At 60.8% G+C, this 13,598-nt stretch carries 12 protein-coding genes; 7 read left to right on the top strand and 5 right to left on the bottom strand.

The features are described from left to right. Positions 1-389: 389 nt before the first annotated feature. A complete protein-coding gene (locus BM416_RS22785; RefSeq protein ID WP_092489545.1) occupies positions 390-1,883 on the bottom strand; it encodes a CoA-acylating methylmalonate-semialdehyde dehydrogenase in 1,494 nt (497 codons plus the stop codon). Positions 1,884-1,922: 39 nt separating this feature from the next. Continuing rightward, a complete protein-coding gene (locus tag BM416_RS22780; protein ID WP_027607942.1) occupies positions 1,923-3,272 on the bottom strand; it encodes an omega-aminotransferase AptA in 1,350 nt (449 codons plus the stop codon). Between the two features lie 126 nt (positions 3,273-3,398). Between BM416_RS22780 and BM416_RS22775 the strand changes: the two genes are divergently transcribed. The 6 genes from BM416_RS22775 to BM416_RS22750 all read left to right on the top strand — a co-directional run bounded on the left by BM416_RS22775 (position 3,399) and on the right by BM416_RS22750 (position 9,391). Beyond that, on the top strand, positions 3,399-4,319 hold the full coding sequence (locus BM416_RS22775; RefSeq protein ID WP_027607943.1) for a LysR family transcriptional regulator: 921 nt from the start codon (positions 3,399-3,401) through the stop codon (positions 4,317-4,319). Positions 4,320-4,407: 88 nt separating this feature from the next. Beyond that, a complete protein-coding gene (locus BM416_RS22770) occupies positions 4,408-5,802 on the top strand; it encodes a uracil-xanthine permease family protein (RefSeq protein ID WP_092489544.1) in 1,395 nt (464 codons plus the stop codon). An 87-nt stretch (positions 5,803-5,889) separates the two neighbouring features. Next, entirely contained in the window at positions 5,890-6,549 is a 660-nt protein-coding gene (locus BM416_RS22765; protein ID WP_027607945.1) for a TetR/AcrR family transcriptional regulator, read from the top strand. A gap of 12 nt (positions 6,550-6,561) precedes the next feature. Continuing rightward, the gene (locus tag BM416_RS22760; protein ID WP_027607946.1) at positions 6,562-7,143 is read left to right on the top strand and encodes an IMPACT family protein; all 582 of its coding nucleotides are present in this window, start codon (positions 6,562-6,564) and stop codon (positions 7,141-7,143) included. Positions 7,144-7,199: 56 nt separating this feature from the next. Continuing rightward, positions 7,200-7,886: an SDR family oxidoreductase gene (locus BM416_RS22755; protein ID WP_092489543.1), complete on the top strand. Its 687-nt coding sequence runs from the start codon at positions 7,200-7,202 to the stop codon at positions 7,884-7,886. Between the two features lie 146 nt (positions 7,887-8,032). Further along, the gene (locus BM416_RS22750; RefSeq protein ID WP_092489542.1) at positions 8,033-9,391 is read left to right on the top strand and encodes an 8-oxoguanine deaminase; all 1,359 of its coding nucleotides are present in this window, start codon (positions 8,033-8,035) and stop codon (positions 9,389-9,391) included. 62 nt (positions 9,392-9,453) lie between these two features. On the opposite strand, the gene BM416_RS22745 is transcribed toward BM416_RS22750, so the two are convergent. After that, a complete protein-coding gene (locus tag BM416_RS22745) occupies positions 9,454-10,545 on the bottom strand; it encodes a calcium:cation antiporter (RefSeq protein ID WP_092489541.1) in 1,092 nt (363 codons plus the stop codon). Positions 10,546-10,739: 194 nt separating this feature from the next. On the opposite strand from BM416_RS22745, the gene BM416_RS22740 reads away from it, so the two are divergent. Beyond that, the gene (locus BM416_RS22740) at positions 10,740-11,693 is read left to right on the top strand and encodes an adenosine deaminase (RefSeq protein WP_027607950.1); all 954 of its coding nucleotides are present in this window, start codon (positions 10,740-10,742) and stop codon (positions 11,691-11,693) included. A 72-nt stretch (positions 11,694-11,765) separates the two neighbouring features. On the opposite strand, the gene BM416_RS22735 is transcribed toward BM416_RS22740, so the two are convergent. Both BM416_RS22735 and BM416_RS22730 read right to left on the bottom strand, forming a co-directional pair. Continuing rightward, positions 11,766-12,461, bottom strand: a complete 696-nt coding sequence (locus tag BM416_RS22735; RefSeq protein WP_092489540.1) for an ArsR/SmtB family transcription factor — start codon at positions 12,459-12,461, stop codon at positions 11,766-11,768. A 134-nt stretch (positions 12,462-12,595) separates the two neighbouring features. Beyond that, complete coding sequence (locus BM416_RS22730) at positions 12,596-13,525, bottom strand: LysR family transcriptional regulator (RefSeq protein WP_092489539.1); 930 nt, start codon at positions 13,523-13,525, stop codon at positions 12,596-12,598. Positions 13,526-13,598 lie beyond the last annotated feature (73 nt).

Here is a 13,598-nt window from a genome sequence, read left to right as displayed (position 1 = left end):
AAGCTTTCGAAGATTTCTTCAACAACTTCAACCACTTGCGCTTGCGATCTCTCGTCAGCGGGAGGCGAATTCTACAGCGTTACACGCTGCTGTCAACACCTCTTTTTCTCCGCTTTCGACCGAGAAGATCGAATCGTTAATAGCGCCAAACAACACGACTCTACCAACTACTTCTGGGCTTCGATGAACTGAAGCAATCCGCTGCCTTATTCTGCATAACTCGTTGTTTACCAAGGAGTTTTACGTTTCGACTGCGCCGGAAGTGGGGCGAATTATAGACGTCCAGAATCTGCCGTCAACCTTCTTTTTCATCTTTCTGTCATATAAGTCAAAAACGCCCAAAAACGCAAAAGCCGGCCCCAAGGGGCCGGCTTTCTGCTTGCTGAGCCTTACAGACTAGGGAAAGCGAATTGCGACGCTTCATGGCTGGCCCGCTGCGGCCAACGCTGGGTGATCGCCTTGCGGCGGGTGTAGAAACGCACCCCATCCGGCCCATAGGCGTGCAAGTCGCCAAACAACGAACGCTTCCAGCCACCAAAGCTGTGATAAGCCACTGGCACAGGCAATGGAACATTCACACCGACCATCCCCACTTCAATTTCGTCACAGAACAGACGCGCCGCTTCCCCGTCACGGGTGAAGATGCACGTACCGTTGCCATACTCGTGATCGTTGATCAGTTGCATCGCCGCTTCCAGGCTGCTCACCCGGACCACGCACAATACTGGCCCGAAGATCTCTTCCTTATAGATGCGCATCTCAGGCGTCACACGGTCAAACAGACTACCCCCCAGGAAGAAGCCGTCTTCATTCCCGGCAATACTCAGTCCACGACCGTCAACCACCAACTCCGCACCAGACGCAACACCGTCTTCTATATAGCCGCTGACCTTATCCCGGGCCTGGCCCGTCACCAGTGGCCCCATATCCAGTCCACATGTCGTGCCCGCACCGATCTTCAGCGCCTTGATCTGTGGCACCAGCTTGGCGATCAACGCATCCGCCACCTGATCACCTACGCACACCGCCACCGAGATCGCCATGCAGCGCTCGCCGCAGGAACCATAGGCCGCGCCCATCAAAGCACTGACCGCGTTATCCAGGTCTGCATCCGGCATCAGCACCGCATGGTTCTTCGCCCCACCCAGTGCCTGTACGCGCTTACCGCGCCTGGTCGCTTCGGAATAGATGTACTCGGCAATCGGCGTCGACCCCACAAAACTCAGGGCCTTGACTTCCGGCGCCTCGATCAACGCATCCACCGCGCCCTTGTCGCCGTGCACAACACTCAGCACACCTTTAGGCAGACCGGCTTCCTGCAGCAGTTGCGCGATCAGCAACGTCGAACTCGGATCACGCTCCGAAGGCTTGAGGATGAAGCAGTTACCGCAAACAATCGCCAGCGGATACATCCACAGCGGCACCATCGCCGGGAAGTTGAACGGGGTAATACCGGCCACTACGCCCAACGGCTGGAAGTCCGACCAGGCATCAATGTTCGGCCCAACATTGCGGCTGTACTCGCCCTTGAGAATCTCCGGCGCCGAACACGCATACTCCACGTTCTCGATCCCGCGCTTGAGTTCGCCAGCGGCATCTTCCAGCGTCTTGCCGTGCTCTTCACTGATCAGCTGCGAAATGCGCGCTTCGTTCTGCTCCAGCAATTGCTTGAACCGGAACATGACCTGGGCGCGCTTGGCCGCCGGCGTGCTGCGCCAAGCCGGAAAGGCCGCCTTGGCCGAGTCGATAGCACGTTGAATGGTTTCGCGGCTGGCCAGTGGCACCTGGTGAATCACCTGGCCGGTGGACGGGTTATACACATCGGCAGTACGGCCGGATTCACTGACCAACTCACCGTTGATCAAATGCTGGATAAGGCTCATGCAGGGCTCCTGAAAAGTTGTTCTATATAGAAGGAGAAATCAGTCGATCTTGTTCAGCACTTCGCCGACCGCATCGAACAGACGATCCAGGTCCTGCGGCTTGCTGTTGAAGGTTGGCCCGAACTGCAGCGTGTCACCGCCAAAGCGCACATAGAATCCCGCTTTCCACAGAGCCATGCCGGCCTCGAATGGACGCACGATGGCATCACCGTCACGCGGCGCAATCTGAATCGCACCGGCCAGGCCGTAGTTACGGATGTCGATCACGTTCTTGCTGCCCTTCAGGCCGTGCAGCGCATTCTCAAAGTGCGGGGCGACTTCGGCCACGCTCTGCACCAGGTTTTCCTTCTGCAGCAGGTCCAATGCGGCCAGGCCGGCCGCGCAGGCAACCGGGTGCGCCGAGTAGGTGTAGCCGTGGGGGAATTCCACTGCGTACTCAGGCGTCGCCTGGTTCATGAACGTCTGATAGATCTCGCTGCTGGCAATCACCGCGCCCATGGGGATCGCGCCGTTGGTGACTTGCTTGGCGATGCACATCAGGTCCGGGGTCACGCCAAAGCTGTCAGCGCCAAACATCGAACCGGTACGACCAAAGCCCGTGATCACTTCGTCGAATACCAACAAAATGTTGTGCTGGTCGCAGATCTCACGCAGGCGCTTGAGGTAACCCTGTGGCGGCACCAGCACGCCAGCGGAGCCGGCCATTGGCTCGACAAACACCGCGGCGATGTTCGACGCGTCGTGCAGTTCGATCAGTTTGAGCAACTCATCGGCCAAGGCGATACCGCCCTGCTCCGGCATGCCCCGGGAGAACGCATTGCTCGCCAGCAGGGTATGCGGAAGATGATCAACATCCATCATCGCCTGACCAAACATCTTGCGGTTGCCGTTGACGCCGCCCAGGCTGGTACCGGCGATGTTCACACCGTGATAACCACGGGCGCGACCGATCATCTTGGTCTTGGTGGCCTGGCCCTTCAGGCGCCAGTAGGCACGCACCATCTTCACCGCGGTATCGGCGCACTCGGAACCGGAGTCGGTGAAGAACACGTGGTTGAGGTTGCCTGGGGTCAAATCGGTAATTTTTTCCGCCAGCTGGAAGGACAGTGGATGGCCGTACTGGAAGCCTGGAGAGTAATCCAGCGTGCCCAGTTGCTTGGCGACCGCCTCCTGGATTTCCTTGCGCGTATGCCCGGCGCCACAGGTCCACAGGCCCGACAACGAGTCGTAGACCTTGCGCCCCTTGTCATCGGTCAACCAGCTGCCTTCAGCGGCCACGATCAGGCGCGGGTCACGCTGAAAGTTACGGTTGGCGGTGTAGGGCATCCAGTGAGCGTCCAACTTCAATTGGCTGGCCAGGGACGATGGGGCGTTTTCGGGCATGTTCATCAGCAAAACCTCGCAGGGCAACAGGCAGCGTCGGGATTGAAAAAGCGTTGTTGCAGCTAAATTGCCACGGGGATAAAGTCGGTGAAATCCAACTCTTCTAACCTTCAGTCAGGCCTTCACTAAACTATGAGCAGCCGTCGACCCGATCCCCTGGCCCAAGTCAGCGACTTCGATATTCGCCTGCTGCGCATCTTTCGCAGCGTCGTGGAGTGCGGCGGCTTCTCGGCGGCGGAAACCGTGCTCGGCATCGGCCGTTCCGCCATCAGCCAGCAAATGAGCGACCTTGAGCAGCGGCTCGGATTAAGACTTTGCCAACGCGGCCGCGCCGGTTTCTCGCTGACCGAAGAAGGCCGCGAGGTCTACCAATCGGCCCTGCAACTATTAAGCGCCCTGGAAAGTTTCCGCACCGAGGTCAACGGCCTGCACCAGCACTTGCGTGGCGAGTTGATCATCGGCCTCACCGACAACCTGGTGACCCTGCCCCATATGCGCATCACCCACGCCCTGGCACAGCTGAAGGAGCGTGGACCGGACGTACAAATCCAGATCCGCATGATCGCTCCCAACGAAGTCGAACAAGGCGTACTCGACGGCCGCCTGCATGTCGGTGTGGTGCCCCAGGCCAGCGCCCTGTCCGGCCTGGAATACCAGGCGCTGTACAGCGAACGCTCACTGCTTTACTGCGCGGTTGGCCACCCCCTGTTTTATGCCGACGACAAGCAACTGGGCGACGAGCGCATCGACGCCCAGGACGCCATCGCCCCCACCTTCCGCCTGCCCGCCGAGATCCAGGCCCACTACCAGGCGCTCAACTGCACCGCCAGCGCCTCGGACCGCGAAGGCATGGCATTCCTGATTCTCACCGGTCGCTACATCGGTTACCTGCCCGACCACTACGCCAGCCTATGGGTGCAACAAGGCCGACTGCGCGCGCTGAAACCGGCTACGCGCTTTTACGATTTAAGCCTGGCATCGGTCACGCGCAAAGGCCGTCGCCCTCATTTGGTGCTGGAAAGCTTCCTGGAAAGTCTGGCGGCAACGCGCTAACGCGGGCCTTACGAAAAAAGCTGAGCACCTGGACAGCTTTTTGCAAGGACACGAGGACCTAGAACCGTACGCCTCGAGTTTGCTTGCCATGCCACCAGAATCCTCCAGCCCCAGCGACCTGATCTACGGTCTCAATGACCGCCCCAAACCCGCCCCTGCATTGCTGGCCGCACTGCAACATGTGCTGGCCGCCTTTGTCGGCATCATCACGCCACCGCTGATCATCGGCTCCACATTGGGCCTGACCGCACACTTGCCCTACCTGATCAGCATGGCGTTGATGGTGTCCGGCGTCGGCACATTCATTCAGGCCCGCAGGCCATTTGGGATCGGCGCCGGGATGATCTGCCTGCAAGGCACCAGCTTTGCGTTTCTCGGCGCGGTGCTGTCGGCCGGGTTTCTGGTCAAGCAACGCGGCGGCAGCCCGGAAGACATCATGGCGATGATCTTCGGCGTGTGCTTTTTCGGCGCTGCCGTGCAGATCATTCTCAGCCGCTTTATTGGTCAACTGCGCCGAGTGATCACCCCGCTGGTGACCGGGATTGTCATTACCCTGATCGGCATCAGCCTGATCAAGGTCGGTATCACCGACCTGGGCGGCGGTTTCAACGCACCGGACTTCGGCGCACCGGCCAACCTTGCGTTGGGCCTGTTCGTGGTGCTGACCATCATCTTGCTCAACCGCTCCCACACACCCTGGGTGCGCCTCTCGGCGATCATCATCGGCCTGGCCCTCGGCAGCCTCGCCGCCTGGTTCAGCGGCAAGCTGGTGCCCCAGGCCCTGGGCGACTTGCCTTTGGTCAGCCTGCCGATCCCGTTTCGATTCGGCTTCAACTTCGACTGGAGCGCCTTCCTGCCGATCGCGCTGATTTATCTGATCAGCAGCATTGAAACCGTCGGCGACCTCACCGCCAACTGCATGATCGCGCGCCAGCCCATCAGCGGCCCTTCCTATATAAGCCGGCTCAAAGGCGGCGTCCTCGGCGATGGCGTCAGTTGCATGATCGCCGCCACGTTCAGCGCCTTCCCCAACACCACCTTTGCCCAGAACAACGGCGTGATCCAACTGACTGGCGTGGCCAGCCGTTACGTCGGCCTGTACATCGGCGTGGTGCTGTTCTGCCTGGGTTTGTTCCCGCTGATCGGTGCCGTGCTGCAACAAATCCCCAAGCCCGTATTGGGCGGCGCCACCCTGGTGATGTTCGGCAGTGTGGCCGCCGCCGGCGTACGCATCCTCGCCCAGGCACCACTGGACCGTCGCAGCATGCTGATCATCGCCACCTCGTTCGGCGTCGGCCTGGGCATCGCCGCCCAACCGAACCTGCTGCACCTGATGCCAACCCTGGTGCAGAACCTGTTCGACTCAGCCATCACCAGCGGCGGCCTGACCGCCATCGTGTTGTGCCTGTTACTGCCGGAATCCAAGGTGCCCGCTCGTGACGCAAACCACGCGCAGGAAAGCGACACCCTGGAACCGCTTTGACGGTTTTATTGCATCGGGACTTGTCTGAGGCTTGAGGGTGGGTTATCTGTGCACACGTCGTCTCTATCGATCAGCACGGAAACCTCCATGAGCCTCGAAGTTCCTGCCCACAGCAACCACGCCGGTAAGCCCGCCAGCCGCATTCGGCAAAAGAACGAACAAGCGATTCTCCAGGCTGCTGAAGATGAGTTCGCGCGCCATGGCTACAAGGGCACCAGCATGAACACCATTGCTGCCAGTGCCGGGCTGCCCAAGGCCAACTTGCACTACTACTTCACCAACAAGCTGGGCCTGTATATCGCGGTGCTCAGCAATATCCTCGAACTGTGGGACAGCACCTTCAACACGCTGACCGCCGAGGACGACCCGGCCGTAGCCCTCTCCCGCTACATCCGCACCAAGATGGAGTTTTCGCGGCGCCAGCCCCAGGCCTCGCGGATCTTCGCCATGGAGATCATCAGCGGCGGCGAATGCCTGACCGAATATTTCAGCCAGGATTACCGCGCCTGGTTCAGTGGTCGGGCGGCGGTGTTCCAGGCCTGGATCGACGCCGGCAAGATGGACCCCATCGACCCCGTGCACCTGATCTTCCTGTTGTGGGGCAGCACCCAGCATTACGCCGACTTCGCCACCCAGATCTGCCGCGTCACCGGTCGCACCAAGCTGACCAAGCAGGACATGGAAGACGCCGGCACCAACCTGATCCACATCATTCTCAAGGGCTGCGGCATCAAGCCGGCCCTCTAGACGAAGCCATCTATGTCTTTCACGCTCACCGGCCTTTGCGAGTTCCGCGAAGAAATTCGCAAAAGCCGCTTCATTACCCTGGCCGCACCGATCACCAGCCCGCAAGAAGCCCAGGCATTTTTTGAGCAGCACAGCGACCTTAACGCCACGCACAACTGCTGGGCCTGGAAGCTGGCCGATCAATACCGCAGCAGTGACGACGGCGAACCCGGCGGCACCGCAGGACGGCCCATCCTGGCGGCCATCGAGGCCCAAGGTTTCGATCAGGTCGCGGTGCTGGTGATTCGCTGGTATGGCGGCATACAACTCGGTACCGGCGGCCTGGCCCGCGCCTATGGCGGCGGTGCGAACAAGTGCCTGCAAAATGCCGAGCGCATCGAACTGATCAGCCGCGTGCCGCTGAGTTGCGCCTGCGGATTCTCCGAGCTGAACCTGGTCAAGCTGCGCGTCGCCGAGTTGGGCGGGCTGGTGCTGGAAGAAACCTTCACCGCCAATGGCGTGGAGTTACAACTGGCCCTGGGCGAAGCCCACATCGACACCCTGCAAACCCAGCTCGCCGACCTGAGCCGTGGGCGCATCCTGCTGCAACGCTGAAACTGCTACTGTTGTTCGCTGAACACCCTGAACCGCGACTTTTAAAGGAAGCCTTCATGTCTACGCCAAAAACCGCACTGATCATCGGCGCCTCACGCGGGCTGGGCCTCGGCCTGGTCAAGCAATTGCTCCAGGACGGCTGGGAAGTGACCGCCACCGTGCGTGACCCGAACAAGGCCGATGCCCTGAAAGCCGTGGGCCCGGTGCAGATCGAGAAACTCGACATGGACGATCAGCAAGCCGTGATCGCCCTGAACCAACGCCTCAAGGACCGCACCTTCGACCTGTTGTTCGTCAACGCAGGCGTCAAGGGCCCCGCCAATCAAGAACCTGGCCATGCCACCCTGGCGGAAGTCGGCCAGCTGTTCTTCACCAACGCCGTGGCGCCGATCAACCTGGCCCAGCGCTTTGTCGGGCAGATCCGCAAGGACAGCGGCGTGCTGGCGTTCATGAGTTCAGTACTGGGCAGCGTGACCATCCCCGACGGCTCGGACCTGGCGCTGTACAAGGCCAGCAAGGCCGCACTCAACTCCATGACCAACAGCTTCATTACCCAACTGGGCGATCACAAACTTACCGTGCTGTCGCTGCACCCGGGCTGGGTGAAGACTGACATGGGCGGCGAAAACGCGCACATCGATGTCGACACCAGCGTGCGCGGCCTGGTAGACCAGGTGAACGCCTACACCGGCAAGGGCGGCCATCACTTCGTGGACTACAAGGGCGACACCATCGCCTGGTAAGCCGCACAGGGTCGTTATCGAGCGATTGCCGTCGATAACGATCCGCGCGTAGACTGCCCACCTCGCCCTCACCGGCGACCCTGGATCAGCAGACAGGGCATCACTGAGCTGGCAAACCTGAACCCATCATTCAGAGGAGCCGGCCAATGCCTGCGACCCGTATCTGGTTAAAAAAACCCCTCGCGATTTTCACCGCCAACGGCCTCGACGCCCGTGGCGGCCTGGTGCTGCAAGACGGTGTGATCGCCGAAGTGCTGGCACAGGGTCAGGAACCCGCACAGCCCTGCGCCCAAGTGTTCGATGCGCGTGAGCATGTGGTCCTGCCCGGGCTGATCAACACCCACCATCACTTCTATCAGACCCTGACCCGCGCCTGGGCGCCGGTGGTCAATCAGCCCTTGTTTCCCTGGTTGAAAACCCTGTACCCGGTCTGGGCGCGACTGACTCCGGAAAAACTCGCCCTGGCGTCGAAGGTGGCACTCGCGGAGTTGCTGCTCTCGGGCTGCACCACGGCGGCAGACCACCACTATCTGTTCCCCGACGGCCTGGAAAACGCCATCGATGTGCAAGTCGACAGCGTGCGCGAATTGGGCATGCGCGCCATGCTCACCCGCGGTTCCATGAGCCTGGGCGAAGCCGACGGTGGCCTGCCACCGCAACAGACTGTGCAACAGGGCCAGGTCATCCTTGACGACAGTCAGCGCCTGATCCGCGAATACCATCAACGCGGCGATGGCGCGTACATCCAGATTGCCCTGGCGCCCTGCTCACCGTTTTCCGTCACCCCGCAAATCATGCAAGCCAGCGCCGAACTGGCCAACAGCCTGGATGTGCGCCTGCACACCCACCTGGCCGAAACCCTCGACGAAGAAGATTTCTGCCTGCAGCGCTTCGGCCTGCGCACGGTGGATTACCTGGACAGCGTCGGCTGGCTCGGCCCGCGCACATGGCTGGCCCATGGCATTCACTTCAATCCGGATGAAATTGCGCGCCTGGGCGCCGCCGGTACGGGCATCTGTCATTGCCCAAGTTCAAATATGCGCCTGGCCTCCGGCATCTGCCCGACCCTGGACCTGATCGCTGCCGGCGCGCCCATCGGCCTGGGTGTGGACGGCTCTGCCTCCAACGATGCGTCGAACATGATCCTCGAAACCCGCCAGGCCCTGTACATCCAGCGCCTGCGTTACGGCGCCGAAAAGATCACCCCCGAAGGCGTGCTGGGTTGGGCGACCAAGGGGTCGGCGCAGCTACTGGGGCGTACGGATATCGGTGAACTGGCCGTAGGCAAACAGGCCGACCTGGCGCTGTTCAAACTGGATGAGCTGCGTTTCTCCGGCAGCCATGATCCGATCTCCGCACTGCTGCTGTGCGGCGCGGATCGGGCGGACCGGGTGATGATCGGCGGCAAATGGCGGGTTATCGACGGACAGGTGGAAGGCCTGGACCTGAAAGGCTTGATCGCCGATCACAGCCAGGCGGCACGGCGGCTAATCGCCGGAACCTAAGCCAAACACCGCTCAAACATGTGGGAGGGGGCAAGCGCCCTCCCACTTGGAGTGAGCGGTGCTTACAAGCCCAACAGCGACAACATGATAAAGGTCGCAAACAACACAAAATGGGTCATCCCTTCGATGGCATTGGTTTCGCCATCGTTGAGGTTGATCGCACTGACGATCAGCGTGATAAACACCATCACCGTTTGCACCGGCGTCATCGCCATCTGGAACGGCTGGCCGGTATAGAGCGCCATGGCTTCCATCACCGGCACCGTCAGGATCACCGTCGACAACGACGCACCCAGGGCGATGTTCACCACCGACTGCATGCGGTTGGCCAGCGCAGCACGCAAGGCCGTCAGAATCTCCGGTGCCGCCGAAATAGCCGCCACCACGATCGCCGTGATCACCGGCGGTGCGCCCGTGCCTTCCAGGCCCAGGTCGAGGGTCTTGGACATCACCTCGGCCAGCGCACCGATCACAACCACGCCAAACACCAGGGTGCCGATGGAAAACGCCAGGTTCACCGGCGGCGACGCTTGTTCCTCGGGCAGTGTCTTGCGGCGCTTCTCCGGGTAGCTATAGCTGAAGAAATAACTGTGGGGCCCCACCTGCATGCGCAGGAACAGGGTGTAGAGCACCACCATCGCGCCGATGGTGAAGGCCGAGTAAATTTTCCAGTCGGCTTCGGGGATAAATTCCGGCACCACCATCGACACGCCCATGGCGGTCAGGATCATTACGCTGTAGGTCCGCGCCGAATCATCATTGTAGGACTGTTCGCCATGCTTGATGCCGCCCATCAACGCTGCCAGGCCGAGGATGCCGTTGATATCGAGCATCACCGCCGAATAGATGGTGTCCCGCACCAAGGTGGGTGATGGCTCGTTGCTCATCATGATCGCCAGGATCACCACCTCCACCAGCACTGCGGCGAGGGTCAGGATCATGGTGCCGTAGGGATCGCCGACCTTTTCCGCCAGTTGCTCGGCATGGTGGGCCACACGCATCGACGCCACGACGATAAAACCGATCAACACCACGCCGGCCAACAGTGCCACCATTTGCCCGCTGTGCAGCATCCAGTGCTCCAGCGGGTAGGCGGCGATGGCGGCAATCAGCGCCAGCAGCATGAATTTTTCTTGCTTGAGGGATGTGAGCATTCCGGGCCTTTTAGTACGGCAAATCAGTCATTGATGGGGTACAGACTGCGCCAAGCCGCTAACGTTTCGTTACACCTTAGTTCACACAGCCCTTGCGTGAATAAATCGAATACTCTTCTGCTGGTCAGGTTTTGCCGATTATTTCAGCCACGGCCTGTAGAATGCCGCCATTGCACCTGATGAGAATTTAGAAAATGTACGATTGGCTCAACGCCCTGCCCAAGGCTGAATTGCACCTGCACCTGGAGGGCTCGCTGGAGCCTGAGCTGCTGTTCGCCCTGGCCGAGCGCAACAAGATCGCGCTGCCGTGGAACGACGTCGAAACCCTGCGCAAGGCCTATGCCTTCAACAACCTGCAAGAGTTTCTCGACCTGTATTACAAGGGCGCCGATGTGCTGCGCACCTCCCAGGATTTCTACGACCTGACCTGGGCCTACCTGCTGCGCTGCAAAGCCCAGAACGTGATCCACACCGAGCCCTTCTTCGACCCGCAAACCCATACCGACCGTGGCATACCGTTCGAAGTGGTGCTCAACGGCATCGCCGCGGCGCTCAAAGATGGCGAACAGCAGCTGGGCATCACCAGCGGCTTGATCCTCAGTTTCCTGCGCCACCTGAGCGAAGCCGAAGCCGAGAAAACCCTCGACCAGGCGCTGCCGTTCCGCGATGCGTTTGTGGCCGTGGGCCTGGACAGTTCGGAAATGGGTCATCCGCCGAGCAAGTTCCAGCGAGTGTTCGACCGTGCCCGCCACGAAGGCTTCCTCACCGTCGCCCACGCCGGTGAAGAAGGCCCGCCCGAGTACATCTGGGAAGCGATCGACCTGCTGAAAATCCAGCGTATCGACCATGGCGTACGCGCCATCGAAGACGAGCGCCTGATGCAGCGCATCATCGACGAGCAGATCCCGTTGACCGTCTGCCCGCTGTCCAACACCAAGCTTTGCGTGTTCGACGACATGGCCCAGCACAACATCCTCGACATGCTCGAGCGTGGCGTGAAGGTAACGGTGAACTCGGATGACCCGGCGTACTTCGGCGGCTATGTCACCGAGAACTTCCACGCGCTGTACACCTCGCTGGGCATGACCCAGGACCAGGCCAAACGCCTGGCGCAGAACAGCCTGGATGCGCGCCTGGTAAAACCCTGACTGGACGCAAAGTCATCATCGCCAGGTCCATGGAATCAAAAAGGCCAGGGCGATGATCGCAAACCCTCAAGGCTAAGGTTGTTCGGACATGGCCAATCGGGCGATTTCTGCCAGCCCGTTGTCGTTGAGCTGCACCGCCTGGGACTCATTGACCAGGCTGATCCAGTTCGATTGCAGGAACAACTGCAACAGCCCCGCACCCAGCGCGCCGCCCAGGTGCGGTTGCCGCTGGCTCCAATCGAAGCAGTCGCACACCAGTGGCGACGCCAGCGCCTGGGTATAAATACCCAGGCCCGCCAGGTGCTGTGCGCCCTTGATCGTCACCTCAATGCGTTGCTCATGACGCTCGATCCACCCCGCCGCCAACATCCGCTCATGCAGCTGCGCCGCCACTTCGCCGCCGAGGTGGCCCTGGCACAGACGCGCATGTCGCAACAATGGCGGCGCCACCAACACCGGCGGTGAAGCATGCGGCGCAGTACGTGCTGCGCTGGCCAGTGTCGTACTGGCCAAGGCATCGATGGCGACGCTGACATCGGCCGCCGCCATGCGAAACAGCCGCTTGCCACGCCGACCCTCGGTACGCAGCAAGCCACTCCCCGTCAGCCGTGCCAGATGGGCATTGGCCGAGGCGGGTGACAACCCGGCAAGCAGCGCCAGTTCCTCCGAGGACTTGGTCGAGCCGTCCATCAGGGACCAGAGCATGGCGGTGCGTTTGGGTTCGGCGAGCAAGCTGGCGATCTGACTGATGCATGGTGCTTCTTCCATCGATTCACTCCCTGTCGAATTATTTTTCTGCTGTGGTGGGCGCCAAAGTATAGGTGCGTAAACCAGCGGTTCCGCGGCGTCTGACAGCATGAATAGGGACATGAGCTGAGTGAAATTTCCTTGTGTGATGGAGGCTAATACGTCGTACCCAATCGCTCCGGCAATTGAGCGGTCAATGTCGCACAGCGCGACACGAGCATTTCCCGCAGCAGGTTGATGGGTTTGCTCAACTGGGCCCGATGGGCGCATAGCAAGTTGAGCGGTGTGCGCTCGCCACGCAATTCAGGCAAGACCAGGCGCAAGCGCCCGGCCAGCACATCGGTGCTCACATCCAGCCAGGATTTGTAGGCAATGCCCACGCCCGCCACCGCCCAGCGGCGCACCACATCGGCATCGTCGCTGAAGCGATCACCACTGACCGTGAGGCTGACTTCGCGTTTGCCATCGTGGAAGCTCCAGTGGTCATGCACTCGGCTGCCAAGCATGTAAAGCAAGCAATTGTGCTGGGCCAATTGCTCCAGCTGTCGCGGCTCGCCATAACGCACGAGATAGCTGGGGGCTGCACACAACACGCGAACGTTGTGCGGCGCGACGGGCAGGGCGACCAGGCTGGAGTCTTCGGGCTCGCCATAGCGCAGGGCAATGTCCACCGGCTGGCGGAACAGGTCGGCAATCCGATCGCCCAGCAGCAGGCGCACGGCGAGTTGCGGGTACTCGTGCTGAAATTCGTCCAGCCAGGGCAGTAATTGGTTACGGCCGAAATCCGAGGGGGCCGAGAGTTGCAACACCCCACTGACATGGTCCTGGCCACTGGCCAATAAGCGCCGTCCTTCGTCCAGGGCGCTCAATGCAGTTCGGGCATATTCCAGGAAACCCTCACCTTCGGCGGTCAGGCGCAGGCTGCGGGTGGAGCGCGCCAGCAAACGCGTGCCCAGCTGCTGTTCGATACGCTTGAGCGCCGCGCTGGCCACGGCGGGCGACAGGTCCATCACCCGCGCCGCCGCCGACAAACTGCCCAGGTCCGCGGCGCGTACAAACAACTGCAAATCATCAAAACGCAGCATTCAACCACCCATTATCAAAATATTATTGAAACAGAGTGCTGTTTTAGCCGCTTTTATCTTGTAGGGAAATGGC

The organism is Pseudomonas sp. NFACC42-2 (assembly GCF_900116055.1).
GTDB lineage: Bacteria > Pseudomonadota > Gammaproteobacteria > Pseudomonadales > Pseudomonadaceae > Aquipseudomonas > Aquipseudomonas marginalis.
The sequence above is the reverse complement of the archived record's forward strand: the minus strand, read 5'-3'. Positions and strand labels throughout refer to the sequence as shown.